This is a genomic window from Inquilinus sp. 2KB_23 (assembly GCF_052115705.1).
Classification (GTDB): Bacteria; Pseudomonadota; Alphaproteobacteria; order DSM-16000; family Inquilinaceae; genus Inquilinus; species Inquilinus ginsengisoli_A.
The window spans coordinates 114,988-141,624 of sequence record NZ_JBFRHF010000011.1 but is presented as its reverse complement, the minus strand read 5'-3'; the positions used below and the strand labels follow the sequence as shown (position 1 = coordinate 141,624).

General features: G+C 69.5%; 28 protein-coding genes. 11 read left to right on the top strand and 17 right to left on the bottom strand.

Annotated elements, in window-relative coordinates:
- Window positions 1–38: 38 nt before the first annotated feature.
- A complete protein-coding gene (locus AB4112_RS16170) occupies window positions 39–1,019 on the bottom strand; it encodes a flavin reductase (RefSeq protein WP_309793067.1) in 981 nt (326 codons plus the stop codon).
- Window positions 1,020–1,134: 115 nt separating this feature from the next.
- Entirely contained in the window at window positions 1,135–2,952 is a 1,818-nt protein-coding gene (locus AB4112_RS16165) for a helix-turn-helix domain-containing protein (protein WP_309793068.1), read from the bottom strand.
- A 161-nt stretch (window positions 2,953–3,113) separates the two neighbouring features.
- Here AB4112_RS16165 and AB4112_RS16160 point away from each other — a divergent pair, with 161 nt between their 5' ends.
- From AB4112_RS16160 to AB4112_RS16150, 3 genes are all read left to right on the top strand, one after another.
- On the top strand, window positions 3,114–3,692 hold the full coding sequence (locus AB4112_RS16160) for an amino acid synthesis family protein (protein WP_309793069.1): 579 nt from the start codon (window positions 3,114–3,116) through the stop codon (window positions 3,690–3,692).
- A gap of 169 nt (window positions 3,693–3,861) precedes the next feature.
- The gene (locus AB4112_RS16155; protein WP_309793070.1) at window positions 3,862–4,482 is read left to right on the top strand and encodes a LysE family translocator; all 621 of its coding nucleotides are present in this window, start codon (window positions 3,862–3,864) and stop codon (window positions 4,480–4,482) included.
- A gap of 117 nt (window positions 4,483–4,599) precedes the next feature.
- Window positions 4,600–5,022: a DoxX family protein gene (locus tag AB4112_RS16150; protein WP_309793072.1), complete on the top strand. Its 423-nt coding sequence runs from the start codon at window positions 4,600–4,602 to the stop codon at window positions 5,020–5,022.
- Window positions 5,023–5,035: 13 nt separating this feature from the next.
- On the opposite strand, the gene AB4112_RS16145 is transcribed toward AB4112_RS16150, so the two are convergent.
- Window positions 5,036–6,007, bottom strand: coding sequence for an MBL fold metallo-hydrolase (locus AB4112_RS16145; protein WP_309793073.1), 972 nt, complete (start codon window positions 6,005–6,007; stop codon window positions 5,036–5,038).
- Window positions 6,004–6,891: an alpha/beta fold hydrolase gene (locus AB4112_RS16140; RefSeq protein ID WP_309793074.1), complete on the bottom strand. Its 888-nt coding sequence runs from the start codon at window positions 6,889–6,891 to the stop codon at window positions 6,004–6,006. Before AB4112_RS16140 ends, AB4112_RS16145 begins: the two co-directional genes overlap by 4 nt.
- Before the next feature lie 129 nt (window positions 6,892–7,020).
- Between AB4112_RS16140 and AB4112_RS16135 the strand changes: the two genes are divergently transcribed.
- Window positions 7,021–7,938 (top strand): LysR family transcriptional regulator, encoded by a 918-nt coding sequence (locus AB4112_RS16135; RefSeq protein WP_309793075.1) that lies wholly within the window; start codon window positions 7,021–7,023, stop codon window positions 7,936–7,938.
- Window positions 7,939–7,942: 4 nt separating this feature from the next.
- On the opposite strand, the gene doeB is transcribed toward AB4112_RS16135, so the two are convergent.
- The 10 genes from doeB to ehuR form a co-directional block, all read right to left on the bottom strand.
- Complete coding sequence (gene doeB, locus AB4112_RS16130) at window positions 7,943–8,950, bottom strand: N(2)-acetyl-L-2,4-diaminobutanoate deacetylase DoeB (protein WP_309793076.1); 1,008 nt, start codon at window positions 8,948–8,950, stop codon at window positions 7,943–7,945.
- On the bottom strand, window positions 8,947–10,125 hold the full coding sequence (gene doeA, locus AB4112_RS16125; protein ID WP_309793077.1) for an ectoine hydrolase DoeA: 1,179 nt from the start codon (window positions 10,123–10,125) through the stop codon (window positions 8,947–8,949). The genes doeB and doeA overlap by 4 nt, the downstream gene beginning before the upstream one ends.
- Before the next feature lie 11 nt (window positions 10,126–10,136).
- Window positions 10,137–11,120, bottom strand: a complete 984-nt coding sequence (eutC, locus tag AB4112_RS16120; protein WP_309793079.1) for an ectoine utilization protein EutC — start codon at window positions 11,118–11,120, stop codon at window positions 10,137–10,139.
- On the bottom strand, window positions 11,117–12,109 hold the full coding sequence (eutB, locus tag AB4112_RS16115; RefSeq protein WP_309793081.1) for a hydroxyectoine utilization dehydratase EutB: 993 nt from the start codon (window positions 12,107–12,109) through the stop codon (window positions 11,117–11,119). Before eutB ends, eutC begins: the two co-directional genes overlap by 4 nt.
- Before the next feature lie 304 nt (window positions 12,110–12,413).
- Window positions 12,414–13,175, bottom strand: a complete 762-nt coding sequence (eutA, locus tag AB4112_RS16110; RefSeq protein WP_309793082.1) for an ectoine utilization protein EutA — start codon at window positions 13,173–13,175, stop codon at window positions 12,414–12,416.
- A 13-nt stretch (window positions 13,176–13,188) separates the two neighbouring features.
- Window positions 13,189–13,845, bottom strand: a complete 657-nt coding sequence (gene ehuD, locus AB4112_RS16105; protein WP_309793083.1) for an ectoine/hydroxyectoine ABC transporter permease subunit EhuD — start codon at window positions 13,843–13,845, stop codon at window positions 13,189–13,191.
- 4 nt (window positions 13,846–13,849) lie between these two features.
- Window positions 13,850–14,509, bottom strand: a complete 660-nt coding sequence (gene ehuC, locus AB4112_RS16100) for an ectoine/hydroxyectoine ABC transporter permease subunit EhuC (RefSeq protein ID WP_309793084.1) — start codon at window positions 14,507–14,509, stop codon at window positions 13,850–13,852.
- A 23-nt stretch (window positions 14,510–14,532) separates the two neighbouring features.
- A complete protein-coding gene (gene ehuB, locus AB4112_RS16095; protein WP_309793085.1) occupies window positions 14,533–15,375 on the bottom strand; it encodes an ectoine/hydroxyectoine ABC transporter substrate-binding protein EhuB in 843 nt (280 codons plus the stop codon).
- Between the two features lie 37 nt (window positions 15,376–15,412).
- On the bottom strand, window positions 15,413–16,213 hold the full coding sequence (gene ehuA / locus AB4112_RS16090) for an ectoine/hydroxyectoine ABC transporter ATP-binding protein EhuA (RefSeq protein ID WP_309793086.1): 801 nt from the start codon (window positions 16,211–16,213) through the stop codon (window positions 15,413–15,415).
- A 134-nt stretch (window positions 16,214–16,347) separates the two neighbouring features.
- A complete protein-coding gene (gene ehuR / locus AB4112_RS16085) occupies window positions 16,348–17,739 on the bottom strand; it encodes a MocR-like ectoine utilization transcription factor EhuR (protein WP_441720985.1) in 1,392 nt (463 codons plus the stop codon).
- Between the two features lie 66 nt (window positions 17,740–17,805).
- Between ehuR and AB4112_RS16080 the strand changes: the two genes are divergently transcribed.
- From AB4112_RS16080 to AB4112_RS16065, 4 genes are all read left to right on the top strand, one after another.
- Entirely contained in the window at window positions 17,806–18,297 is a 492-nt protein-coding gene (locus AB4112_RS16080; protein WP_309793088.1) for an Lrp/AsnC family transcriptional regulator, read from the top strand.
- A gap of 131 nt (window positions 18,298–18,428) precedes the next feature.
- Window positions 18,429–19,922, top strand: a complete 1,494-nt coding sequence (locus AB4112_RS16075; RefSeq protein WP_441720983.1) for an NAD-dependent succinate-semialdehyde dehydrogenase — start codon at window positions 18,429–18,431, stop codon at window positions 19,920–19,922.
- 147 nt (window positions 19,923–20,069) lie between these two features.
- Window positions 20,070–21,449 (top strand): aspartate aminotransferase family protein, encoded by a 1,380-nt coding sequence (locus tag AB4112_RS16070; RefSeq protein ID WP_441720981.1) that lies wholly within the window; start codon window positions 20,070–20,072, stop codon window positions 21,447–21,449.
- A 14-nt stretch (window positions 21,450–21,463) separates the two neighbouring features.
- Window positions 21,464–22,570, top strand: coding sequence for an alcohol dehydrogenase family protein (locus AB4112_RS16065; protein WP_309793092.1), 1,107 nt, complete (start codon window positions 21,464–21,466; stop codon window positions 22,568–22,570).
- A 1-nt stretch (window position 22,571) separates the two neighbouring features.
- Here AB4112_RS16065 and AB4112_RS16060 read toward each other — a convergent pair whose 3' ends face one another.
- From AB4112_RS16060 to AB4112_RS16050, 3 genes are read right to left on the bottom strand one after another with little or no spacing between them, the layout of a single operon-like run.
- Window positions 22,572–23,048 carry an SRPBCC family protein gene (locus tag AB4112_RS16060; RefSeq protein WP_309793093.1) on the bottom strand — a complete coding sequence of 159 codons (477 nt, stop codon included), beginning with the start codon at window positions 23,046–23,048 and terminating at the stop codon, window positions 22,572–22,574.
- Window positions 23,045–23,386 carry an ArsR/SmtB family transcription factor gene (locus AB4112_RS16055; protein ID WP_309793094.1) on the bottom strand — a complete coding sequence of 114 codons (342 nt, stop codon included), beginning with the start codon at window positions 23,384–23,386 and terminating at the stop codon, window positions 23,045–23,047. The genes AB4112_RS16060 and AB4112_RS16055 overlap by 4 nt, the downstream gene beginning before the upstream one ends.
- Window positions 23,387–23,396: 10 nt before the next feature.
- Window positions 23,397–24,077, bottom strand: a complete 681-nt coding sequence (locus AB4112_RS16050) for a glutathione S-transferase family protein (protein WP_309793096.1) — start codon at window positions 24,075–24,077, stop codon at window positions 23,397–23,399.
- Between the two features lie 219 nt (window positions 24,078–24,296).
- Here AB4112_RS16050 and AB4112_RS16045 point away from each other — a divergent pair, with 219 nt between their 5' ends.
- Genes AB4112_RS16045 through AB4112_RS16035 form a run of 3 tightly spaced genes read left to right on the top strand, consistent with a single transcriptional unit; the run spans window position 24,297 to window position 26,568 of the window.
- Window positions 24,297–25,037, top strand: a complete 741-nt coding sequence (locus AB4112_RS16045) for a response regulator (protein ID WP_441720977.1) — start codon at window positions 24,297–24,299, stop codon at window positions 25,035–25,037.
- Window positions 25,037–26,377, top strand: coding sequence for an ATP-binding protein (locus AB4112_RS16040; protein WP_441720974.1), 1,341 nt, complete (start codon window positions 25,037–25,039; stop codon window positions 26,375–26,377). Before AB4112_RS16045 ends, AB4112_RS16040 begins: the two co-directional genes overlap by 1 nt.
- Window positions 26,374–26,568 carry a hypothetical protein gene (locus tag AB4112_RS16035; RefSeq protein ID WP_309793100.1) on the top strand — a complete coding sequence of 65 codons (195 nt, stop codon included), beginning with the start codon at window positions 26,374–26,376 and terminating at the stop codon, window positions 26,566–26,568. The genes AB4112_RS16040 and AB4112_RS16035 overlap by 4 nt, the downstream gene beginning before the upstream one ends.
- The last annotated feature ends 69 nt before the right edge of the window (window positions 26,569–26,637 follow it).

Genomic DNA, 26,637 nt, shown 5'->3' with positions numbered 1-26,637 from the left:
TCATCATGCGTCTCTTCGGTCGGAATTTCAGGGGCGGCTCAGGCGTCGCTGGCCTGCCAGGGGCGGGCGTCGCCATCGATCATCGCGACGCGGCCGCCATCGCTGGAATCGATGTAGATACCGAAGCGGTCGGAGCTGCGTTCGCGCAGGTAGCGCCGCAGCATCGAGCGGATCTCGCGCACCGGGATCGCCTCGAAGGGCAGATCCTCGGGCGCGAAGAAGCGGAGGTCGGGCGGCAGTGCGGCGGCCGGGGCCGCGTCCTCCAGCCGGCCGCGATAGATGATGTAGCCGGGGTCGCTGTCGCCGACGTCGAACACCGCATAGAGGAAGGTGGAGTCGGACAAGAGCGGCAGGGCGCCGACATCGTCGAGGTCGACGGCGTGCTCGGCCCGGCGGCGGCGCGCGGTGGGCAGGCCCCAGCCGCCGTGGCCGTCGGCGCGCAGCAGGATGCGGCCGTCATGCTCGATCAGGTAGCCGACCACCATGCTGTGCGACGGCGACCAGCCGGCCGGCAGCGGGTCCTTCACCGCGGCGTAGCGCCCGCGGCAGAAGCCGAGCGGGGCCGAGGCGCTGGTGCCGAAGGCCTGCACCCGGCCGATCAGCACCATGTGGTCGCCGGCCTCGACCCGGTCGTGCACGGTGCAGTCGAACCAGGTCATGCAGTCGGTCAGCACCGGGGCGCCGGTGTGGACGGTGTCGTGCGAGATCGCCCCGAACTTGTCCGGCGACTTCGACGCGAACAGCGACGACACGTCGGTCTGCGCCTCGTGCAGCAGGTTGACGGCGAAGGCGGTGGAGGTACTGAACGCCGGGAAGCTGGCCGCGTGCCTGCCGATGCAGACCAGCAGCAGGGGCGGGTCGAGCGACACCGAGGTGAAGGAGTTCGCGGTCATGCCGCGCGGCGCCCCCTCCCCGTCCCAGGTGGTGACGACGGTGACCCCGGTGACGAAGGTCCCGAACGCCCGCCGCAGCTCGACGGCGTCGATCGGGCTGTGACCGTTCTGCTGGGGTGCTGACATCCGCGGGGCCTCCTCGATTTCGAGTGAGGCTATTCGCTCGGAACCGGGTGATCTTCCTGCGGTCGAGAGGAAGCGGAGGCGATGATGCTCCTATCCGTCGGAGCAAGCGGGGGCGTCAGCCGCGGCCGGCGCCGTCCTTGACCATGCCGTGCAGCCGGATGGCGAGTTCGAGCGAGAAGCGCCGCTCCGGCGTGTCCAGCTCGATGCCGAACAGCTCGTGGATCCGTGCCAGGCGATAGCGCAGCGTGGTGACGTGCAGGCCCATGGCGTCGGCGCAGGCCTGGTTGCGGCAGCCCTGGTCGAGGAACCGGGCCAGGGTCTCGATATAGGCCGTGCCGTGCTTCTGGTCGTGGCGCGCCACGGCGCCGATCGCGCCGTCGACGAAGCCCCGGACCTCATCGGTGTCGGCGGCCGACAGCAGCACCGGGAACGGCCCGAAATCCTGCGGCGTCAGCACCCCCTGGCGATGGAAGCGGCGGGCCAGCACGATCATGCGCTGGCACTGCTCCCAGGCGCCGGGATAGTCGCCCAGCGCGCGGCACGGCTTGCTGGCTACGACGATCGGGACGGCGTCGAGGACCCGCCGCGCCTCCTCCACGATCCGGCGCATCAGCTTCCGCGCCGCCTCCTCGCCGTCGCCGCCATCGGTCGGCAGCCGGCAGATGATGGCATCGCCGAAGGCCACGGCGCTGGACTGGGGATGCTGTTCCTGCGCCGCGCGGGTCACCGAACGGTGCAGTTCCAGCCCCGTGGCGGTGCCGATGCCGGTACCGGCCGGAAGACCGACCGCGATCAGCAGGGCGGGCACGGCTAGGTCGAAGCCCAGCCGCAGCGCCCGGGCGGTGATGTCGGCCGGGTCGCGCCAGCGCTGCTCGACGATCTCGGAGAACAGGTCGGTCAGGGTCTGCGATTCCGCCCGGAACCGGATGAAGCTGCGCATCATCTGGACGCTGAGCGCGAATTTGGCGCTGTCGAGCAAGAGGTGGTCGAGGTCGCCGAAATCGGTCGAGCGCGGGAACACCATCAGCACGCCGACCGCCTCGCGGTCGATCACCAGCGGCTCGATCCGCGCCGCCACCTTGAACCGCCCGGCGCCATGGTCGAGATGCAGGTCCCAGGCCTCGGCGCGCGGCTGGTCCACGGCGGCGCGGGCCGCCTTCACCAGTTGCCGGTTGAGCGTGGTGCGAACGGCCAGCTGCCAGGCCGCGTCGTCCAGGATCTCGGGCCGCGGCGAACGGCCGGCGACGATCAGGTTGGCGGTCAGGTCCAGCACCACGATCGGGTTGGGAAACACCTCGCCGATCATCGCCGCCGCCGACACCACCGACCCGTCGGCCAGCACCTGCTCCATCAGCGCCGAATTCACCGCCAGCACGCTCTGCAACCGTTCGGCGAAGACGTGCTCGGCCCGCAGCCGGTGCGCCTTGTCGACGGCGATGGCGCCGAGATGGACGATGCTGCCGAGGAAGGCGAGGTCGTCCTCGGTGACCTCGACCACGGTGCGCGACTGCACGGTCAGGACCATGGCGCGGCCCTCGGCGTCGTGGCAGCCCATCGGCAGCACCACCACGGTGCGGTAGCCGCGCTCATGCGCCTCCTGGCGGTAGGCCGGGAACTCCTCGGAGGCGAAGGCGTCGGGGATCACCACCGGCTCGTTGCGCGTCAGGGCGATCAGCGACGGGCTGGTGGCGAGGTTCCAGCGGTTCTCCAGCACGTTCGGGATCAGCGTCGGATCGTGCCGGGCCACGACATAGGCATAGCCGTTCTGCTGGTCGACGCTCATCACCGCGCCCATCGACCACATGCCGTGGTGGCAGGCGGCGTAGACGAGGTGCCGCAGCATGGTGGCGAGGTCGCCGCTGGAATTGATCAGGCTGGCGGCATCGCGAAGCGCGCGGAGCAGCGACCGGTGGTCCAAGGGCAAATGGCTCATCTGCGGAAACGATGCCGAGTTTAGGCGCGGGCGCGCGCCCCACTCTACCTCCCGGCCGGGGGGATTTCAGCGTCCGTTTCCTCCGATTCATAGGAAGACGCCCGCCGCGGCGCTGCCTAGGGTCGCGGCCTCCGAACCAGCCGAGAGCATGAGAGCGCGCCATGACGCTTGAGATCCGCAAGATCGCCGCCCACACGGAGCAGATATTCATCGAGGGCGGCAAGCGCGGCGCCCGGCCGGTGACCTCGGTCATCGTCGCGGCGGTGCTGGCGAACCCCTGGGCAGGGCGCGGCTTCGTCGAGGACCTGCGGCCGGAGGTGCTGGCGATCGCCCCGCCGCTGGCCGAGGCGCTGGTCGCCCGGCTGCTCGAGCTGATGCCGGCGGACCGGATCGAGGCCTATGGCAAGGCCGCGATCGTCGGCACCGGCGGCGAGGTCGAGCACGCCTCCGCCCTGATCCACACGCTGCGCTTCGGCAATGTGTTCCGCAACGCGGTGGGCGGCACCGCCTATCTCAGCTTCACCAACACCCGCGGGCCGGCCGGCGTCACCGTCTCGGTGCCGATGATCCACAAGACCGAGACCGGCAAGCGGTCGCATTTCATCACCGCCGAATTCGCCGTCACCGACGCGCCGGGGCCGGACGAGGTGCTGGTGGCGATCGGTGCCGCGGATGGCGGCCGGCTGCATCCGCGCATCGCCGACCGGTTCCAGGATATGCGGGAGATGGGGCTGGCCTGACCGATGGGCTAGCCGAGCGCGGCGGCCCATTGCCCCGGCGTGAGGCCGTGGCTGCAGGCGCCCTTGGCCCTACCGCCGCGCGGGCCGGTGTCGCACAAGCGTCCAAGACCGGCGTCGCTTCGCCCCTGTAGCCTGGTTCCCATCCGGCGACGCTACAGGGATTCCCATGATGGATCAGCTGCTTTTGGACCCCGGGGCCTGGCACCCCGTCCTGTCGCTGGTCCTGGCGGCCCTGGTGGTGATGGGCAGCCCGGGCCCGTCGACCATCAGCGTCACCGCCGTCGGCGCCGCCTTCGGCTTCCGGCGGTCCCTGCCCTATGTGTCGGGGCTGATCCTGGGCACCACCGCCGTCCTGCTCGCGATCGCCGCGGGGCTGGTCTCAATCCTGCTGTCGCTGCCACGCCTTGCCCCGGTCCTGCTGGGCCTGTCCGTCGCCTACATGATCTATCTGGCGTTCAGGATCGCCACGGCGCCGCCCTTGTCCGAACCCGGCCGGGACGTCCAGGCGCCCGGCCTCGTCGGCGGCTTTCTGCTCGCGGTGGCCAATCCCAAGGCCTATCTCGCCATCGCCGCGGTCTTCACCGGCACCACGCTCGCCGCCGATTCCCGCCTGACGGAAACGATGATCAAGGTGGCGGTGCTGACCGGGATGATCACCCTGATCCATCTCGCCTGGCTGGTCGCCGGCAGCGTCTTTGCCAGACTACTGCACCAACCGACGATATCCCGGGTGGTCAATCTGCTGTTCGCGGCCATCCTGGTGGCGACCACGGCCCTGGCAATTCTTTGATAGGATCGCGAGCGCCTCAGTTCCCGCAAGGTCGCGACTCGCGCCAGCCCAGCAGTTGAACCTGGTATTCCAGTTCGGTTACTCTGCGTATCTTACATGGGGGAAAGGCCGACGAGCATGGATGCATCAGAACCCTCGTGGCGGTCGATCGCTATTCTCATCGGCAGGATCATCTTCGCCGCGGTTTTCATCATGGCCGTGAGCTTCAAGTTCCTCGGCATGGGCGACACCGCGGGCTACATCGCCGCCGCGGGTTTTCCGGCTCCGCTTCTCCTGGCCTGGCTTGCCGCGATCCTGGAATGTGCGCTGGCCATCTGTTTCCTCACGGGCGCGTTCTTCTCGGAAGCGGCGCTCGTCGCCGCGGCCTATGTCCTGTTCCTGGCCTTCGCCTTCCACGGCCCATCGCATTGGGCGGGGAACCAGGCCGAGTTCGGCTTCTTCGTCGATCACTTCTCCTTCATCGCCGGGCTGCTGTTCGCGGCCGTGAACGGTCCGGGGCGGCTGTTGGCGGTCTCCCGGACCGTGATCGGCAGGTCGTAGGCCCGGCGCGGTTTCAGACGCCCTCGTAGACCAGCTTGGTGAAGAGGGCGGGGCCGATGACGAACTGGCCCCATTTCGCGTCATAGGCCGCGGTCGGCTTGGCCGCGACGATCTCCTCCAGGGACCGGCCCTGGCGTTTCAGCGCCGCGACGTTGTCCCGGATCGCCACCAGCATGTCGCGATAGGCCTGGAGCTCCGCCCGGTTGCTGACGGGCTGGCCGTGGCCCGGGATGATGATCGTCTTGTCGGTGGTCACAGCCAGGGTGGCCTCGGCCCCGCGGATCGTGCCGTCGATGCTGCCGCCGGTCGAATAGTCGATGAACGGGTAGATCCCATTCCAGTAGATATCGGCGGCGTGGACGATGTCCGCCTCGGCGAAGGTGACGGAGATGTCGCTGTCGGTGTGGGCCGGGCCGTAATACTTCAGCGCGAGGGTGGAGCGGTTCAGTTGCACGCTCCGGTCCGTGGCGAAGACGTCGGCCGGAATGGCGCCCGGCGGCGATGCCGGGAAGTCGAAGTTCCAGTCCTCGACCCGCTGGGCGGCGATGAGATGCTTGCGGGTGTTCTCATGGGCCAGGATGGCAGCACCTTCGGCATGCAGCCATTCATTGCCGTCGGCATGGTCGAAATGCCAATGGGTGTTGATCAGGTGCGTGATCGGCTCGGGTCCCAGGCTGGCGAGGGCCTTGGTGAGCTGCGGCCGGGACACGCCGATGCCGGCATCGACCAGCAGCTTGCCGTCCGGGCCGGTGAGCACGGCGATGTTGCCGCCGGACCCCTCGAGCACGCTGACATTGCCGCGCAGCGTGTGGACCTGGATCGGCGCCGTGGCCGCCGCCGCGCGGATCGTGTCGACGATGCCGCGGGCCTCGGTAAAGACCTGGTGCGGGGTCAGCCAGCTGCCGTCAGGGGCGAAGGTGGCCGAGCCGCCGCAGCACAGACAGAAGCCCTGGCGTGACGCGACGGGGTGATCGGCCGGCGTCACGGCCCGCCCCCTACCTTCCGATCGAGGAAGTCGCGGATCAGGGGGAAGATCTCGTCGGCCTTGTCCTCCAGGGCGAAATGGCCGGTGTCGAACAGGTGGAATTCGAGGTCCGGCAGGTCGCGCTTGTAGGGGTGGGCGCCGTCGGCCGGAAAGATGACGTCGTTCTGGCCCCACACGATCAGCGTCGGCGGCTTGCGCTCGCGGAAGAAGGCCTGGAACTGGGGGTAGAGCGGGACGTTGCTGCCGTAGTCCTTGAACAGGTCGAGCTGGACGTCCTTGTTCCCCGGCCGGTCCAGCAGCGCCTGGTCGTGGACCCAGTTGTCGGGGGAGATGCGTGAGACGTCGCGCACGCCGTCGGTGTACTGGAACTTCGTCGTCTCCGGCGCCACCAGGAAGGCCAGCGCCTCGCGCCGCGCCGCCGAGTCCTCCGCCCAATACGCCTTGATCGGGTCCCAGAACTGCTTGAGGCCCTCCTCATAGGCGTTGCCGTTCTGAATGATCAGCGCGCTGACCCGCTCGGGGTGCTTCAGCGCCAGGCGGTAGCCGACCGGCGCGCCATAATCCATCACATACATGGCGTAGCGCCGGACGCCGAGCTGCTCCAGCAGCCCGTCCACCACATCGGCGTAGTGGGCGAAGGTGTAGGCGTACTCCCGGTGGTCGGGCATGCCGCTCTGGCCGAAGCCGGGATAGTCCGGCGCGATCACGCGGTAGCGGTCCGCCAAAGCGGGGATCAAATTGCGGAACATATGCGACGAGGTCGGGAAGCCGTGCAGCAGCAGCACGACCGGCGCATCGGCCGGGCCGGCCTCGCGGTAGAAGACCTCCACGCCTTCGATGGCGACGGTGCGATGGTGGGTGACGGCCGGCTTCGGGGCTTGCATCTCGGTCTTCCTCATCTGGAGGGCCTGCGGGGGAGTGACCCATCTGCCGCCGCAAGAGGCTACGGCTTTGTCCCCGTCGCCAGAACGTCTATCGTGGGAAAGCCTTGCTTTCGCCAGCCGGAAGGACCGATGGACCGACTGGACGCCATGCGCGTGTTCGTCACCACGCTCGATGAAGGGAGCCTTGCCGGTGCCGGACGTCGGCTGGGCCGCTCACCGGCCGCCGTCACCCGCGCCATCGCCTTTCTCGAAAGCCAGGTCGGCGTCCAGCTGCTGCATCGCAGCACGCGTGGCCTGCGGCTGACCGATGCGGGCGAACGCTACGCCGCGGCCTGCCGCCGCATGCTGACCGACCTCGAGGAAGCCGACCTGTCGGTGGCCGGCGAACGAACCGCGCCGCGTGGCCTGCTGACGATCACGGCGCCGGTGATGTTCGGAACCCAGATCCTGCGCCCGATCATCGGCGCCTTCCTGCGGGCCCATCCCGACGTCCAGGTCCGCTTCCTGCTGCTCGACCAGATGATCAACCTGATCGAGGAGGGCGTGGACGTGGCGCTGAGGATCGCGGCCCTGCCGGATTCGGCGATGATCGCGCTGCATGTCGGCAATGTCAGGCGCGTGCTGTGCGCCTCGCCGGACTACCTCGCGCGCAAGCCGGCGATCACGGTGCCGGCCGATCTTTCGGAGCATGACTGCATCGCGATCGCCCCGCTGAGCCCGAATGAGGTCTGGAGCTTCCCGCCGGCGCCGGGACACCGGGTGAACCGCAACGTGCGGGTGCGCCCGCGCCTGATGGTCAATGCCGATCAGGCCGCGGTGGACGCCGCCGTGGACGGCGAGGGCGTGCTGCGCGTCATGTCGTACAAGATCGACCGCCACGTCCGGGAAGGCCGCCTCGTCATCCTGCTGCCGGACGACGAGTTGCCCCCGCTGCCCGCCCATCTCATCGCCCCCGAAGGCCGGCTGGCGACCGCCAAGGTCCGGGCCTTCATGGATTTCGCCGCGGCCCGGCTGAAGGCGGTGTTCGCCGACATGAACCGACCGTGACGCCCTAATCCTCCACGGTGCCGATCACCGTCAGGCAGTCCCCCGCCTTGACCAGGCCGGGGAAGTGCCGGGCGGCGAGGATGCCGTTCAGCGCCGCCCGGTATTCCGCCGGCGCCCCGCCGGTGCGGTCGACCGGGTGGATCCGGGCGATGACGTCGCCCTTCCGCACCGGGTCGCCGAGATCGACGCAGGTCTCGGCCATGCCGTCCTGCTCCGCGAAGCAGAAGCAGTCGGAAGACGGCATGTCGAGCCAGCGGCTGGGCGCCGGCTCCACCGCCTCCGCCAGGATGCCGGCATGGCGCAGCAGGTTGCGCACGCCGCGTTTGGCGATGCCGACGGTGCGGGCCGTGGCGGTGCCGCCGCCGCCGAGTTCGGTGGTGACGAAGACCTTGCCCGCCGCCTCGGCCGCGGTGTCGTACATGCCGACGGCGTCGATCTCCAGCATCCGCATCGACCAGGGCGCCGCGAAGGCCGCGACCGCCGCGAAGCTGCGCGCCTCCTGGTCCTTGTCGGGCAGGATATGGGCGGCGGCGAAGGGCACGAAATCCAGCGTCTTCCCGCCGGAATGGAAGTCCAGCACGATGTCGGCCAGCGGCAGCAGGGCGCGCTGGAAATAGTCCGCGATCTTCTGCGTCGCGGTGCCGTCGGGCCGGCCGGGGAAGCTGCGGTTCAGATTGCCCTTGTCGATCGGCGAGGTGCGGGTGCCGGCGCGGAAGGCCGGGTAGTTCATCGCCGGGACGATGATCACCCGCCCCCGCACCTGCGCCGGATCCAGCGTCCGCGCCAGGTCGAACAGCGCGATCGGGCCCTCGTATTCGTCGCCGTGATTGGCGCCGGTGAGAAGGGCGGTCGGGCCCTCCCCGTTCTGGATCACGGCGATCGGGATCATCACCGAGCCCCAGGCGGAATCGTCCCGGCTGTAGGGCAGGCGCAGCGTGCCGTGCTGCACCCCGTCGCGGTCGAAATCGACCGACGGCACGATCGGCGATGGCGGCAGGTCGACACCGGTCATGGCTTGACGAAGAGCTGGCGCGGCACGTCGGCCAGGATCTCGACCCCGCCCTCGGCGATGGCGATGCTCTCGGTGATCTCCAGCCCCATGTCTTCCAGCCATAGCCCGGTCATGAAGTGGAAGGTCATGCCGGGCTCCAGCACGGTGCGGTCGCCCGGGCGCAGGCTCATGGTCCGTTCGCCCCAATCCGGCGGATAGCTCAGCCCGATCGGGTAGCCGGTGCGGTTGTCCTTGGTGATGCCGTACTTCTTCAGCACGCCGAAGAAGGCATGGGCGATGTCCTCGCAGGTGTTGCCCGGCCGCGCCGCCTCCAGCCCGGCCTCCATCCCCTCCAGCACCGCCTTCTCGGCGTCGAGGAAGGCCTGGGTCGGCTTGCCCAGGAACACCGTGCGCGACAGCGGGCAGTGGTAGCGCTTGTAGCAGCCGGCGATCTCGAAGAAGGTTCCCTCCCCGCTGCGCATCGGCTTGTCGTCCCAGGTCAGGTGCGGCGCCGAGGCGTCCGCGCCCGAGGGCAGCAGCGGCACGATTGCGGGATAGTCGCCGCCGACGCCGTCCACCCCGCGGATGCCGGCATCGTAGATCTCGGCGACGAGGTCGTTCTTGCGCAGGCCGGGCTCGACTTTCTCGACGATCCGCTTGTGCATCGCCTCGACGATGCGCGCGGCCTTTCGCATGTAGTCCAGCTCCTGCGGGCTCTTCACCGCGCGCTGCCAGTTCACCAGCGCGGTGGCGTCGGCGAAGCGGGCGTTGGGCAGGTGGCGCTGCAGCGATGCGAAGGCGGCGGCCGAGAACCAGTAATTGTCCATCTCGACGCCGATCGACAGCCGGCCCCAGCCGCGCGAGTCGATGATCCCGGCCAGCCGGTCCATCGGGTGCCGTTCGGTCGACTGCACGTAATGGTCGGGATAGCCGATGATGTTGTCATGCGCGAGATAGGCGGTGCGCTTTGCGCCGTTGGCGTCCTGGCCGCGGCCGTACCAGATCGGCTCGCCCTCCGGCGGCACCAGCACGCCCTGGTGGACGTAGAAGGACCAGCCGTCATAGCCGGTCAGCCACGCCATGTTCGAGGGGTCGCTGACCCACAGCAGGTCGATCCCCTGGCGGGCCATGGCGGCGCGGGTCTTGGCCAGCCGCGCGGCATATTCCTCGCGGCTGAAGTTCAAGGTGACGGACATGGCGGTGCCTTTCAGCTTTCGAAGGGGGTGCCGATGCCGGCGGCGGCCACGCGGCCGCGGGCCAGGGTGGCGATGGCGGTGTCCTGGGCGCCGGTGCCGGTGAGGTCGGCGACGGTGATGGCGGTGGCGGAGCTGCGGCTGGGCGCGGTGCCGGCGATGACGGCGCCGAGTTCGGGGAAGACGGCATCGGCCGCGACGGTGCCGGCGGCGATGGCGTGATGCAGCTCGCCCAGCCGCCGCACCTGCGCCAGGCTGTCGGCGACATAGAGGTCGGCACGGGCGAGGATGGCGGGATCCAGCTCGTTCTTGTGCTCGGCGTCCGAGCCTATCGCGGTGATGTGCTGGCCGGGCGACAGCCAGCCGGCGCTCAGCACCGGTTCGGTCGCCGGCGTGGTGGTGACGATGATGTCGGCGCCGTCGACCGCTGCTTCCGGCGCCACCTCGGCGCGGACGGCGATGCCCAGCCGGTCGGACAACGTCACCGCCAGGGCATCCGCCCGCTCGGGCCGGCGGGCCCAGATCCGCGCCTCGACGATCGGCCGCACCAGCATCAGCGCCTGCAACTGCAGCTGCGCCTGCATGCCGGCACCGAAGATCGCGGCCACCTTCGCATCCTTGCGGGACAGGTGCCTGGCCGCCACCGCGCCCGCCGCGGCGGTGCGCACGTCGGTCAGGTAGCCATTGTCGAACAGCACCGCATCGACCTGCCCGGTCCTGGCACTGAACAGCACCATCAGCCCGCTGGTGCTGGGCAGGCCCAGCTTCGGGTTGTCGAAGAAGCCGGGGCTGATCTTGATGGCGAAGCCGTCCAGGCCGGGCACATAGGCGGTCTTCACATCGACCTCGCCATGATGCTCAGGGATGTCCAGGCGCAGGATCGGCGGCATCACCACCGCCTTGGTGGCCAGCGCCAGGAACGCCTGCTCGACGCAGGCGACGGTATCGCGGTCGAGCGGCACGGCGCGGCGCAGTTCCGCCTCCGTCACGATGGTCATGCGGGGCACGGTGTCTCCTCCCAGGCGCCGCTGACGATCCTGCGGTGCAGCGCCATGTCGATGTTGCGGCCCGAGACCACCAGCACGGTCGGACCGGATACGGTGAGCTTGCCGGCCAGCAACGCGCCGATGCCGACCGCGCCGCCGCCCTCGACGATCTCCTGCTCCGCGGCATAGGCGTGGTCGATCGCCGCGGCGATCTCGGCCTCGGCCAGCAGCACGACCTCGTCCAGCAGGTCGCGGGCCAGGGCAAAGGTGTGGCGGTTGTCCAGGCCGATGCCGCCGCCGAGCGAATCCGCCAGGGTCGGCAATTCCTCGACCGGCACCGGGCGGCCGGCGGCAAGGCTGAGCTGCATCGCCGGGCCGCGTTCCATCGACACGCCGGTCATCCGGGCCAGTGGCCGCAACGCCTTGACCGCCGCGGCGATGCCGCCGAACAGGCCGCCGCCGGACAGCGGCACCACCACCTGCTCCACGTCGGCCACGTCGGCGACGATCTCCAGCCCGATGCTGCCCTGGCCGGAGATCACATCCGGGTGATCGAAGGGCGGGATGGCGGTGAACCCCTCCTCCGCCACCAGCCGGTCGACCTCATCCTGGGCGTCGTCCTGCGACCGGCCGACGATGCGGATCTCCGCCCCCAGGGTGCGGATCGCGGCGACCTTGTTCTCCGGCACCAGGGCGGACATGCACACGATGCAACGCAGGCCTTGGCGGGCGGCGGCATGAGCCAGGCCGCGGCCGTGATTGCCGGTCGAGGCGGCGGCGATCCCAACCTTGCGGGCCTCCGGCGGCAGCGACAGCACCGCGTTGGTCGCGCCGCGCAGCTTGAAGCTGCCGGTGGTCTGCCGGGTCTCGAGCTTGAGGAACACCGGCGCGCCGGCGCGCTCCGACAGGGTCGGCGACGGCACCAGCGGCGTGCGCACGACCTCTCCGGCGATGCGCTCCGCGGCGGCATGGATGGTGGCGAGGGTGACGGCGTGGGTCATCGGGCGGGCCTCGCCGTCCGCAGAGAGACGTAGGTTGGGTTCGCACTTGGCGAACCCAACCTACGAACTGTTCCCTCAGGACGCAGGCCCACCTTTTTTTGTCCCCCCTCCCCTTGCGGGAGGGGGGCAGGGGGAGGGGTCTGCGCGCGTCCGCGCGCGAATGCGATGGGCCTCGGAGTTCCGACCGGATGCGGCCGGTTCTGGCGGAGGGAACCCCCTCCCCCTACCCCCCWCCCGCAAGGGGAGGGGGGACTCGAATAGCCCGAATTGCTCGAATGGGATGCGCCGACCATCACCCCGCCCCTCACACCGCCATCAGCCGGCCGAGATCCGGCCGGGGCTGGTCGTCGCCGCACAGCCGCAGGGCCATCCAGGCGGTGGCGAGGTTGCTGGTCACCACCGGCTTGCCGATCCGGCGCTCGATCTCCGCCGCCACCCCGGCGGCACGCAGGGCGGTGCAGGAGATGAACAGCGCCTCGGCGTCCGGCGTCATCGCCGCCTCGGCCGCCGCGATGATCGAAGCCGGGGTGATCCGCGCCATCTCCCGGTCGTCGTCGAGGCCGAGGCAGGTAAAGCGGGCGATGCCGTAGCCGTGATCGGCGAAATAGGCCGCCATCGGCCGGCTGGTCTCGACCGTGTAGGGCGTCAGCAGCGCGATCCGGCGGACGCCCAGCGCGTCGAGGCCGCGGCGCGCGGCCAGCGGCGGCGTCACCACGGTGACGCCGGGCTTGGCCTCGCGGATCGCCACCTCGATCGCATCGTCGCCCATCACCACCGACGCCGAGGTGCAGGAGTAGCAGACGAGATCCAGATCCTCTTCCGGCAGGATCAGCCGGGCGCCTTCGCTCAGCCGCGGCTGCATCCGGCGCAGATTCTCCGGCGTGGTCGGGTTGGCATAGGCGATGCGGGCGACATAGACGCCGATCCGGTCGCTGGCCACCATGCGACGGAAATCCGGCTCGCTGGTGTGGTCGGTCGCCAGGGTGACGAGGCCGACCCGCTTCGGCAGCGGCCGGTCGTCGAAGCTGAGCGGCAGGGCGGATCGTTCGATCTCGGGCAGCGGCATCATCGACTCCGGGTCAGCGCAGCGGCCGGAAGCGGCGCTCCAGGACGCGGAGGCCGGTCACGGCGATCAGGCTGATGACGAGGAAGAAGGCGCCGACCAGCGTGATCGGCTCCAGGTAGCGGTAGTTGAAGTTGGCGACGCTGCGGGCCTGGTTCATCAGCTCCAGGACCGTGATGGCGGAGAGCAGCGGCGTCTCCTTGAACATGGCGATGAAGTAGTTGGCCAGGGCCGGGATCATCGGCGGGATCGCCTGCGGCAGGATGATGTGGCGCCAGCTCTGGCCGACCGTGAGGTTGCAGGCCTTCGCCGCTTCCCACTGGCCGCGCGGCGTGTTGTCGATGCCGGCGCGGTACACCTCCGCCGTGTAGGTGGCGTAGTGCAGGCCGAGGCCGATCACCCCGGCGGTCAGCGGCGACAGGGTCAGGCCGAGATCCGGCATGATGTAGAACAGGAAGTAGAGTTGCACGAGCAGCGGGGTGCCGCGGATGAATTCGGCGACGAAGCCGGTGCCGCGCGCCAGCCAGCGGCGCGGCGACCGGCGCAGCAGCGCCAGGCCGAGGCCCAGCACCACCGCCAGGGCATAGCCCAGGATGGTGGCCAGGATGGTGATCTTGGCGCCCTGCAGCAGGGTCGGCAGGATCTCGACGACGAAGGCCCAGTCCCAATCCATGGCGTCAGCTCCGCACGCCGTCGAGGCCGCGCGCCAGGCGGCGTTCCAGCGCCCGCACTCCCGTCGAGATCAGCGTGGCGAGGAGGAAGTAGATCACCAGGATGGTGAGGAAGGGAAAGGCGGTGCTGCCAGTCTGGGCCCGCACGATCTGGGCCTGGAAGGTGAGGTCGGCCAGCGAGATCAGCGACACCACGGCAGTGGCCTTCAAGAGTTCGATCGCATTGTTGCCGAAGGTCGGCAGCATCAGCACGAAGGCCTGGGGCAGGATGACATGGCGCAGGCTCTGCCGCCGTGTCAGGTTCAGCGCCACGCAGGCCTCGCGCTGTTCGCGGCCGATCGACTGCACCGCGCCGCGCACCACCTCGGCGCCATAGGCCCCGACATTGAGGCCCAGCGCCAGCACCCCGGCCTGCAGCGGGCTGAGTTCGAACCCCGCCAGCGGCAGCACGAAATAGACCCAGAACAGCTGCACGAAGATCGAGGTGCCGCGGAAGAACTCGATATAGACGGTGGCCAGCGATCGCAGGGCGAAGCTGGACGAGATTCGCCCCAGCCCGGCCAGGAAGGCGACGACCAACGCCAGGGCGCAGCCGAGCACGGTCAGCTCGATCGTCACCCAGGCGCCCTGCAGGATCAGCCCGAAATAGCCGGCCCAGTCGGTCATGCGGCGGCTCTTCCCTCAGCCCCTCAGTTCGGACCGCCGCACAGCGCGTCGCGGTTGGTCTCGATCGCGGCCTTGGCCGAGAAGCCGTAGGGTTCGACGATCTTGGCGAATTCGCCGGACTGCTTCAGCGCCGCCAGCTCCTTGTCGAAGGCGTCGCGCAGCGCCGTGTCCTGCTTGCGGAAGGCGGCACCGTCGCAATAGACCGGGGCGTTCTTCACCGGGCCGATCATCTCGATGTTCGGGTCCGACGCCTTCTTCATCAGGTCCTGGATCGACAGGATCGGCAGCGAATAGGCGTCGATGCGGCCGTCCTGCAGCATCTTGATGCCGCTCTGCCCGTCCGGCACCACGATCACCCGCTCCCGCGGTACCCCGGCCTCCAGTGCCAGCCGCTCCTCGGTGCCGCCGCCGGGCGCGCCGATCTTGGCGTCGGCATTGGCGGCGATGTCGGCATAGCTCTGGAAGTTCAGCGGATTGCCCTTCTTCACCGCGAAGGCCTCGCCGTCGCACAGGATCGGCTGGGAATAGGCGACGGCGCGGCAGCGCTCCGGCTTCATGAACAGGCCAGCGGTGACGGCATCGAAGCGGCGCGCCTGCAGCCCGGGGATCATGGCGCCGTATTCCGAGATCGAGGCGACGACGTCGGCCACGCCCATGCGCTTGAACACCTCGCGGGCCACGTCCGGCCCGGCGCCGGAGACCTTGCCGTCCGCCGCCACCGCGGTGAAGGGCGGCTCGTTGGCGATGGCGATGCGAGCGAAGCCCTGCTCCTTGAGATTGTCCAGCGTGTCGGCTGCGGCCGGCTGCGCCAAAGCCACGGCCGACGCGGCGGCCAGGACCAGACGCGCGCAAAATCCATTGTTCATTTCTGCCTCTCCTGTTTTGCGTTGTCGCAGCGCGGCGTCAGACCCGATGGCCGGCGGCAATGATCTTCTTGAGGAAAATCTGGGTCCGCTCCTCGCGCGGATTGCGGAAGATCGCGTCCGGCGGCCCCTCCTCCACGATCCGGCCCTGGTCGAAGAACAGGACGCGGTCGGCGAAGTCGTGGGCGAAGCTCATCTCGTGGGTGACCAGCAACATGGTCATGTCGGTCTCGGCGGCCAGGCGGCGCATGACGTTCAGCACCTCCTCCACCAGCTCGGGGTCGAGCGCCGAGGTGACCTCGTCGAACAGCATGATCCTGGGTTGCAGCGCCAAAGCGCGGGCGATGGCGACGCGCTGCTTCTGGCCGCCGGACAGCTGCGCCGGCATCGCCTTGGCCTTGCCGGCCATGCCGACCAGCTCGAGCAATTCCATCGCTCGCGTCTCGGCCGATTTGCGGTCGACGCCGGCGGTCAGCATCGGGGCCAAGGTGACGTTGTCCAGCACGCATTTGTGCGGGAACAGGTTGAACAGCTGGAACACCATGCCGATCTTGGCGCGCATCTTGTGCAGGTGGCGCTCATCGGCCGCCACCAGCCCGCCATTGCGCGGCATGTGGAACAGCTGCTCGCCCTCGATGCGGATGTGGCCGCCGTTGATCTCCTCCAGCGTCATCAGGATGCGCAGGATGGTGGTCTTGCCGGAGCCGGACGGGCCGATCAGCGCCAGCTTCTCACCGGGCTTCACGGTGAAGGACAGGTCGTTCAGCACAGTCAGCGGGCCGAAGCGCTTGGTCACGCCTTCGACGCTGATGCATGGGGCCGATGATGTCGGGTCTGGCAAGTCGCTCTCCCTGTTGCGGCGACGGCCTTGAATGGACGTCACGATGGGAGGGAGACAAAATCATGTCAAATGGAAAAACAAATCAGTACAATTTTCAGTTCGTGATGATTTGTTAGGCATCGGCATGCCTGTTTCTACATCGCCAGCAACACCGGCTCCGGTTCGCCCTGCAGCAGGTTGACCACGATCTTGAGGCCGTCGCGCAGCTGCTCCGGCGTGGTCGACCCGACCGAGACGCGCACCGCCGGCCAAGCCGGACGGCCGTCGATGGCGAAGGACGCACCCGGCGCGATGGCCACGCCCTGCAGCCGGGCATGGGACACGAACTCCTCCTCCGACCGGCCTTCGCCCAGGGGCAGCCAGACATGCAGCCCTTCCGGATGGGCGCGATGCGGGATGCCGGCCAGCAGTTCCGCCGCGATCGCCTGGCGGCCGCGGATCGCCGTGTTCTGCCAGCGCACCAGCTCCGCCGCCGTGCCGGTTTCGACCCAGCGGGCGGCCAGTTCGGCGACCAGCCCGGTCGCCATCCAGTTGGTGACCAGGCTGCGGTTGGCCACGGCCGGGCAGAGCCGGTCGGGCACCACGAGATAGCCGGCCCGCAGCCCCGGCATCACGCATTTGGTGAAGGTGGTGACGTACAGCGTCCGCTCCGGCGCCAGGGCCGCCAGCGGCGGCAGCCGCTCGCTCAACAGCGGCGCCAGCACGTCGTTCTCGATGATCTGCAGCCCGTGGCGCCGCGCCATCGCAACGATCTCCGCCCGCCGCGCCGCGCCCATCAGGCTGGCAGTGGCGTTGATCGGGTTCGGCATGACGAACAGGGCGCGGACATCGCCCTCGCGGCAGGCTTCGTCCAGCGCCTCCGGGATCACACCCTCGGCATCGATCGCGAGGCCCTGCAGCCGCAGGCCGAGATAGGCGGCAAGCGGCACCAGCGTGTGATGGCCCACCGCCTCGGTCACCACGGTCGATCCCGGCGGCGCCGCGGCCATCAGGGCGATGGTCATGCCCGATGTGGCACCGTTGGTCAGATGGATGGTGCTGGGCGTCGCCTCGACCCCGCAATGGTCGCGCAGCCAGTCCTGGCCCACCCGGCGATGGCGGGCGAACAGCATGTTCGGCCGGAAGGACAGCACGGCGGAGGGCGGCAGGGTGTCGGCCAGATCATGCAGCGCCGCCTTCATCGCCTCGATGTGCTTGGTCTCGCACACCACCGGCTTCAGGATCGAGAGATCGATCACCTCGCTCAGCCGCTCCGGGATATAAGGCGGCGCCGGCTCGCGCTGCGGCGGGCGGATGAAGGTGCCACGCCCGGTCTCGCCGGAGATCAGGCCGCGGCGGATCAACTCCTCATAGGCGCGGCTGACGGTCTGCACCGACAGCGCCAGCGTCTCCGCCATCTGCCGATGCGTCGCCAGCCTTTCCCCCGGCTGCAGCCGCCCGTCGGCGATGGCGCGCGCGATCTGGTCGGCCAGGGACAGATAGGCGGGCCGGCGCAGGGTGTTGGGGTCGGGTTGCCAGATTGTCATGATTGGACTGTGGTCCAGGATCAGTTCAATTGACAACCGGAATCCCGACCCGGCATGGTCTACGCCATGTCCGTCAAGCTCGATCCCATCGACCTGCGCATCCTCGCCGAGATCCAGCGCGACGGTCGCATCACCAAACTCGCCCTCGCCGAGCGGGTCGGGCTGTCGCCGACGCCGTGCTGGACCCGGCTGCACCGGCTGCAGCAGGAAGGCATCATCACCGGCTACCACGCCCGCATCGCGCTGCGCCGGATCGCGCCCTTCGCCATGGTGTTCGTCGAGATCACGCTGGGCGCCCACCGCCAGGCCGATTTCGACCGGTTCGAGCGGGCGGTGAAGGCGGTGCCGGAGGTGGTCGGCTGCTGGTCGCTGGGCGGCGGCATCGACTATCTCCTGAAGATCGTCGCCCGCGACATCGACGGCTACCAGCGGCTGATCGACCGGCTGCTGGAGAGCGAGATCGGCATCGACCGGTACTTCACCTACATCGTCACCCGCACGGTGAAGGACGATGTCGCCGTGCCGATCGAGGTGTTGGCGGAACCGGGTCAGGCCTAGCGGGGCCGGAGAGACTCTCTCCTCGGGAGGGGATGGGCGGAGACATCCTCTCCATCCTCCCCCGCAAACAGCCTCCTTCTCCCCGGCCCCGCCCCTACCCTGCAGGCCTCGCCCTTGACGGAGGCCCGCCCATGACCGCCCTCGCCACCCGGCCCAGCCAGCATGAGGCGCTGGGCCGCCTGACCGACCGCCGGCTGCTGCGCGAGATGGCCTATGTCGATGGCCGCTGGACCGCGGCGCCGAGCGGCGCCGTGTTCGAGGTCACCGATCCCGCCACCGGCATCGCCATTGCCCGCGTCGCCCGGCTGGGCGCGGCGGAGACGGACCGCGCCATCGTCGCCGCCCAGGCCGCCTTTCCCGCCTGGCGGGCGCTGCTGCCGCAAGAGCGCGCTGCCCGGCTGCGCAACTGGTTCGACCGCATCCTGGCGGCCAGGGAAGACCTGGCCCTGCTGATGACCCTGGAGCAGGGCAAGCCGCTGGCGGAATCCCGCGGTGAGATCGATTACGGTGCCGGCTTCGTCGAGTGGTTCGCCGAGGAGGCGAAGCGCCTGAACGTCGAATCCGTCACCAGCCACCTGCCCGGCGCCGAGATGATGGTGCGGCGCGAGGCGCTGGGCGTGGTCGGCGTCGCCACCCCCTGGAACTTCCCCTGCGCCATGCTGACCCGCAAGGCCGCGGCCGCCCTGGCCGCCGGCTGCACCGTGGTGGCGCATCCGTCGTCGCAGACCCCGCTTTCTGCCCTGGCCCTGGCCGAGCTGGCGGAGCGGGCGAGCATCCCGGCCGGGGTGTTCAACGTCGTCACCGGCGACCCGGAGCCGATCGTCGGCCGCCTGTGCGCCGACAAGCGGGTGCGGGCCGTGAGCTTCACCGGGTCGACCGAGATCGGCCGGCTGATCGCCGAACGCTGCGCCCCGACGATCAAGCGGCTGCAGCTGGAGCTGGGCGGCCACGCGCCCCTGATCGTCTTCGCCGATGCCGATCTCGACCGCGCCGTGTCGATCGCGGTCGATGCCAAATTCGCCACTTCGGGCCAGGACTGCCTGGCGGCCAACCGGATCTATGTCGAACGGCCGGTCTACGCCGCCTTCTGCCAGGCCTTCGCGGCCCGGGTCGCCACGCTCAAGGTCGGCAACGGCCTCGATTCCGAAACCGAGATCGGGCCGCTGATGCACGATCGCGCCGTGGCCAAGGCGGCGGCCCAGGTGGCGGACGCGGTGGCGCAGGGCGCCCGCTGCCTGACCGGCGGTGGGGTCCATGCCGCCGGCCCGCTGTTCTTCGCACCGACCGTGCTGGCCGATGTGCCGGACAGCGCCGCGATCATGCGCGAGGAGACCTTCGCCCCGGTCGCCGCCGTCGTCCCGTTCGACAGCGAAGACGAGGTCGTCGCCCGCGCCAACGACACCGAATACGGCCTGGTCGCATACGTCGTCACCCGCGACGGCGCCCGCATGCTGCGGCTGGGCCGGGCGCTGGACTATGGCATGGTCGCGATCAACCGGGTGAAGATCACCGGCGCCCCGATCCCGTTCGGCGGCACCAAGCAGTCCGGCCTCGGCCGCGAAGGCTCGCGCCACGGCATCGAAGCCTTCACCGAGCTGAAATACCTCTGCCTCGACGCGGCCTGAACCCATGAAAGATCGTCATTGCGAGCGCAGCGAAGCAATCCATGCCAGGCGGCGCCATGGATTGCTTCGTCGACTTCGTCTCCTCGCAATGACGATTTTGACGGGCTCGTCTGTCCAAGCAGCACCCTTTTACTGAGGAGACTTTCGATGGCCCTTCGCGGCAACGAACTCGACGCCTGGGATCGCGACCATTTCTTCCATCCCTCGACCCATATGGCGGCCCATGCGCGGGGCGAGACGCCGAACCGGATCATCACCGGCGGCGAAGGCGTCTACATCACCGACCGCGACGGCAAGCGCAGCCTGGATGCCTTCGCCGGCCTGTACTGCGTCAATGTCGGCTATGGCCGCCGCGAGATCGCCGATGCGATCGCCGCGCAGGCGCAGAAGCTGGCCTACTACCATGCCTATGTCGGCCATGGCAGCGAGCCGTCGATCCAGCTGGCCAAGATGATCATCGACCGGGCCCCCGCCGGCATGTCGCGGGTGTTCTTCGGCCTGTCCGGCTCCGACGCCAACGAGACCAACATCAAGCTGGTCTGGTACGTGAACAACGTCCTGGGGCGGCCGGAGAAGAAGAAGATCATCTCGCGCTGGCGCGGCTATCACGGCTCCGGCCTGATGACCGGCAGCCTGACCGGGCTGGAGGTGTTCCACAAGGCCTTCGACCTGCCGCTGACCCAAGTGCGGCACACCGAGGCCCCCTACTATTACGGCCGCCAGGACCGATCGCAGAGTGAGGAGCAGTTCTCCCAAGCCTGCGCCGACAAGCTGGAAGAGATGATCCTGGCCGAGGGGCCGGAGACGGTGGCCGCCTTCATCGGCGAGCCGATGCTCGGCACCGGCGGGCTGGTGCCGCCGCCATCAGGCTATTGGGAGAAGATCCAGGCGGTCCTGGCCAGATACGACGTGCTGCTGATCGCCGACGAGGTCATCACCGGCTTCGGCCGCCTCGGCTCGATGTTCGGGTCCGACCATTACGGCATCAAGCCGGACCTGATCACCATCGCCAAGGGCCTGACCTCGGCCTATGCGCCCCTATCCGGCGTGATCGTGTCGGAGAAGGTCTGGAAGATCCTGGAGAAGGGCTCCGACGCGCTGGGCGCCATCGGCCATGGCTGGACCTATTCCTCGCACCCGCTGTGCACCGCCGCCGCAGTCGCCAATCTGGAGCTGGTCGACAGCCTGGGCCTGGTCGAGAACGCGCGGGAGACCGGCGCCTATTTCCGGCAGTCCCTGGCCGATGCCCTGGCCGGGCAGCGCATCGTCGGCGACGTGCGCGGCGAAGGCCTGGCGGCGGCGGTGGAGTTCAGCGCCGACAAGGACGACCGGGTGGCGTTCGACCCGGCGCTGAAGATCGGCCCGCGGATCTATGCGGCGACGCTGGCCCGCGGCGTCATCACCCGCGCCATGCCCCAGGGCGACATCCTGGGCCTCGCCCCGCCGCTGTGCCTGACCCGCGAGGAGGCCGACATCGTGGTCAAGGCCGTCGCCGGCGCGGTCGAGGCGGTGTCCAGAGAGCTGTGAACGGGAGGGACGCCATGATCGCCGAAACCATCCCCGCCACCATGCACGCCGTGGTCCTGACCGGCCATGGCGGGCCGGACAAGCTGGTCCATCGCAGCGACGTGCCGGTGCCGAGGCCGGCCGCCGGCGAGGTGCTGATCGCGGTCTCGGCCTGCGGCATGAACAACACCGATGTCTGGGTCCGCGAAGGCGCCTATGGCACCGAGGCCGATCCGGACGCGGTGTCGAGCTGGCGCGGCCGCGGCGAACGGTCGACCCTGACCTTCCCGCGGATCCAGGGCACCGACGCGGTCGGCCGCATCGCCGCGGTCGGCCCCGGCGTGCCCGCCGGGCGGATCGGTGAACGGGTGATGGTCGATTTCAGCATCTACAACCGCGATGACGACAGCCTGGCCGACATCGACTACATCGGCCACGGCCGCGACGGCGGCTATGCCGACTACATGACCGTTCCGGCCGATCACGCCCATCGCGTCGACACACCGATGACCGATGTCGAGCTGGCCACCTTCTGCTGCGCCTACCTGACCGGCGAGCACATGCTGGACCGGGCCCGGGTGGCGGCGGGCGAGCGGGTGCTGGTCACCGGTGCCTCCGGCGGCGTCGGCTCCGGCATCGTCCAGCTGTGCCGGGCCCGCGGCGCCATCCCCTATGCCGTGGTCGGGCGCGGCAAGGAGGATGCGGTGGCAGCGATCGGTGCCGAAGCCGTGATCACCCGCGACGCCGGCGACCTGGTCTCAGCGGTGGAGGCCGCGACCAAGGGCCGGCCGATCGACGTCGTCGCCGATCTGGTCGGCGGTGCCATGTTCAACGACCTGCTGCGCATCCTGCGGCCGGAGGGGCGCTACACCACCGCCGGCGCCATCGCCGGCCCGGTGGTGCAGCTCGACCTGCGGACGATGTATCTGAAGCACCTCGAGCTGCACGGCTCGTCCCAGGGCACCCGCGGCGCGTTCCGGCGGCTGGTGCGCTATATCGAGGACGGCAAGCTCAAGCCCCTGGTCGGCGGCATCTACCGCCTGTCCGACTTCCGCCGCGCCCAGGCCGATTTCATCGCCAAGGGCTTCGTCGGCAAGCTGGTGGTGGTACCCGACGCGAAATGGAGCGCCGCGGCGGGGTGACTTACTGGCGGGCCGGCCCCGCCTGCCGCACGAACAGCGCCAGCCGGTCCAGCCCCTCCTCGGTTCCACGTCGCCGGCTGCCCTGGTCGGGGTAGCCATCGAGGAACACCACCTGCTCGGTGAAGGTCATCGCGGTGCCGGCGGCGGACGGTTCAAGGACGACGGTCGCCAGCGATACCGAGATCCGCGTCTGCCCGACCTGCATGTCATAGGCGTAGACGATGCGCTGGTCGGCAACGATGTCGAGGAACCGCGCCTGGTAGAGGTGGTCGGGGTGGCCCGGCGGAGCGACCCGGTTCAGCTCGGTCCCGCCGACGCGGAAATCGAGGCTGTACTCGACCCCGGCCCAATCGTCGTGGCAGGCGAACCAGCTGCGCTTGGCCTCGGCATTCGCCCAGGCGGCGAAGACACGGCGCGGCGGGGCGGCCAGGCTGCGCTCGATGACGAAGGTCTCGTGGGCGACGGATCGGATGGTCATTCCTGGGCTCCAGGGTCGTCGGGGTGGTCGGCGAGATAGCGGTCGAGACGATCGAAGCGACCATTCCAGGAGGCCCGGCGGTCGGCCACCCAGCCCTCGATCAGGGCCAAAGCCGCGGCCTCGATCCGGTAGGTCCGCACCCGGCCGGCCTTCTCCGACAGCACGATGCCGCCGGCCTCGAGCACATGCAGGTGCTTCAGCACCGACGGCAGCGCCATGGCCAGCGGCCGCGCCAGCTCCTTCACTGAAGCCGGCCCCCGGCTCAGCCGGTCGACCATGCCGCGGCGGGTCGGGTCCGACAGCGCGTGGAACAGGCGGTCGAGCGGGTCCGGAGTCACGGCACCCGGCTCAATCCGCGAGGAACCGCGCCGGGATGGCGTCGTATGCCGGGTAGAAATGGAAGTAGGGCCGCGCCTCCCTGAGGGTGCGGACCACCGAGGGGCGCGCCACCAGGCGCTCGAAATAGGCGGCCGTCCGCGGATGGCTCGCGGCGAAGGGCACCAGGGTGCCGGCGTAGAACAGCGCCGGGGTGGCGGCGCAGTCGGCGATGCTGAATGCCTCGCCGATCGCCCAGGGCCCCGTTTCCAGCTGCCGTTCGATCACATCGTAGGCGGTGGCCAGCGTCGCCTTCGCCTCGGCGACGCCCTGGGGGTCCTTCTGCCCGTCCGGCCGCCGCAGATCGGTCACCAGCTTCTGCATCGGCCCCTGGACGTAGAGATCGAAGAACCGATCCCACAGCCGCGCCTGCAGGGCCAGGTCGGGATCGTCGGGCAGCAGCGGCACCGGGCCGCGGTGATGGCGGTCGAGATACTCGATGATGATGCTGGTTTCCGGGATCATCTGGCCACGGGCCTCGTCGCGCAGCACCGGAAATTTGCCGACCGGCCAGACGGCGGTGAATTCCGCTGCGGACGCCTCGTCCAGCTTGTCGACGATCCGGCCCTCGAAGGGCGTGCCGTTCTCGTACAGCGCGATCAGGACCTTGTGGCAGAACGAGGCCAGCGGATGGAGGTACAGCGTCAGTGCCATGGTCCGGCTCCCGGCTGAACAGTTTCTATATCAGCTAACTATCAGCCCGGCCCGGCCGTCGCAAGCATTGGTTTCCCAATCGGCTCACTATCCCGAAACCACTGGTGCGGCGGAAACAAAAAGACACACAACATCACGTGACGCGGGGCAGTGCGGCACCGACAATGGGCCAGCCTCGAAGCCTTTCCCCTCATCCCGACAGTCAAGCCAAGCGACGCCATGGCGCCCGTCCGTTCGACCCGACCTGCCGCGAAACCGCACATCCTGCTGGTCGAGGACGATCCCGAGATCTCGCGGATGTTGACCGACGTGCTGTCCGAGAGCGGGTTCATCGCCTCCTCGGTGGGTTCGGCAGTCGACATGGATGCGTTCCTGGCCCGCAAGACGGTGGACCTGATCGTGCTCGACATCATGCTGCCGGGCGAGGACGGGCTGAGCATCTGCCGCCGGCTGCGGGCGGCGTCGGAGATCCCGATCATCATGGTGACGGCGCGCGGCGAGGACATCGACCGGATCATCGGGCTGGAGATCGGCGCCGACGACTATGTGCCCAAGCCGTTCAACTCGCGCGAGCTGATGGCGCGCATCCGCGCCCTGTTGCGCCGCGCCCAGGGCGGGCACACAGCCGTCCGCAGCCGCGCCCGGCCGCTGGGTTTCGCCGGATGGCGGATCGACGCCGCGCTGCGGCAGCTGCACGACCCGGACGGCGTCAGGGTGGCCATGACCAGCATGGAGTTCGACCTGCTGCTGGTGCTGTGCCGCAACCCCGGCCGGGTGCTGTCGCGCGAGCAGCTGCTGGAGCTGGTCCATTCCGGCGCGTCGGGCCCGATCGAACGCAGCATCGACGTCCATGTCAGCCGCATCCGCCAGAAGATCGAGCCGGATCCGCGCGACCCCACGCTGATCAAGACCGTACGTCTGGGGGGCTATGTCTTCACCCCGACCGTGAAGGAGGGCTGATGCGGTTTCCGGATCGCCTGATTCCCCGCAGCATCACCACCCAGATCACCGGCATCGTCACGCTCTCCGTGCTGATCGGCACGGTGCTGACCGCGACGGCCACCTTCGTGGTCACCGGCGGGCCATCGTCTCGGGACCGCCCGGTCGTCCGGATCGCACAGATCGCACAGCTGGCCCAGGCGGCGGAGACCCCGGCCGATGTAGCGGTGATCATCGCCACCGCCCGGCGCGCTGGCGTCCAGGTCACCCAGGTCCCGCCGGGCGAGTTCGAGACCCTGCCCCGCGCCGACCTGCCCGGCCTGCCGGAGCTGGAGGCCCGCGAGCCAGGGCTCGATCGCGGCAACGACGTGATCGAGGTGGTCCGGCACCCGGGACAGGGCGGCCGCCAACTGGCGGTCCGGATCAGCGACGGCAGCGCCCTGGTCTTCGAGGCGCCGCGGCGGCCCAACCTGTGGCACTTCGTCCTGGGGCCGACCGCCCTGACCTCGATCACGCTGCTGGTCGTCGTCCTGCTGCTCTCCGTCTACGCCGTGCGCTGGATCATCGCGCCGCTCTCCGCCGTCGCCGCCGCCACGCAATCCTTCGGCCGGTTCCCCGACCAGGACCAGGCGGTGCGCCGCAAGGGCCCGCGCGAGATCGTCCGGGTCGCCGACGCGCTCAACGAGATGCGAACCCGCATCCGCGCCCTGCTCGACGACCGCATGCGCATGCTGGCCGCCATCAGCCACGACCTGCGCACCCCCCTGACCCGCCTGCGGCTGCGGGCGGAGCGGGTGGCGGACCGGCGCCTGCGCGACGCCATGCTGCATGACATCGGGCGGGTCAGCCGCATGCTGGACGAGACCCTGGACTATCTGCGCCAGGACGGCCGGTCCGAATGCATGTCGCGCACCGACCTGCCGAGCCTGCTGCAGACCGTCTGCTCCGACTTCGCCGATGTCGGCCATGCCGTGTCCTACACCGGGCCCGGCCGGCTGACCTGGACCTGCCGGCCCAGCGCGCTGACCCGCGCCGTCACCAATGTGGTGGAGAACGGCGTCAAGCACGGCTCGTCGGTGACGGTGGCCCTCGCGGTCGGCAATGGCGGTGCGGCCGAGATCGAGGTGTCGGATGACGGCCCCGGCATCCAGGCCGAGCTGCGCGACCGGGTGTTCGAACCCTTCTTCAAGGCCGACGACGCGCGGGCGGCGGGCGACGGCTTCGGCCTGGGCCTCTCGATCGCGCGGGACGTGGTGAAGGGCCATGGCGGCGACATATCCCTGCTGGAACGGCACCCCGCCGGCCTGACCGTCCGCATCACATTGCCGGCACCGGCCAGCAGCGTGGAGGCCACGCGATGACCGTCGATCCGGCTTGGCGGGACCACAGCGACACCGTCGCCTGCGCCCGCCTGCTGATGGCGATGGACGGCGGGCAGGCCGGCAGCGCCGCGGTACAGCTGGCGGCCCGGGCGCTGGATAACGGCGACATCGAGCTGAGCCACGCCTGGCGCCGGGTTTCCGAGGTCATCGAGGACCTCAGCCGCACCTGATCGCGGACACCGAACCGGCGCGCTTCGTTACAGACTGAAACATCGGACACAAAACGTAACAAAAATAAA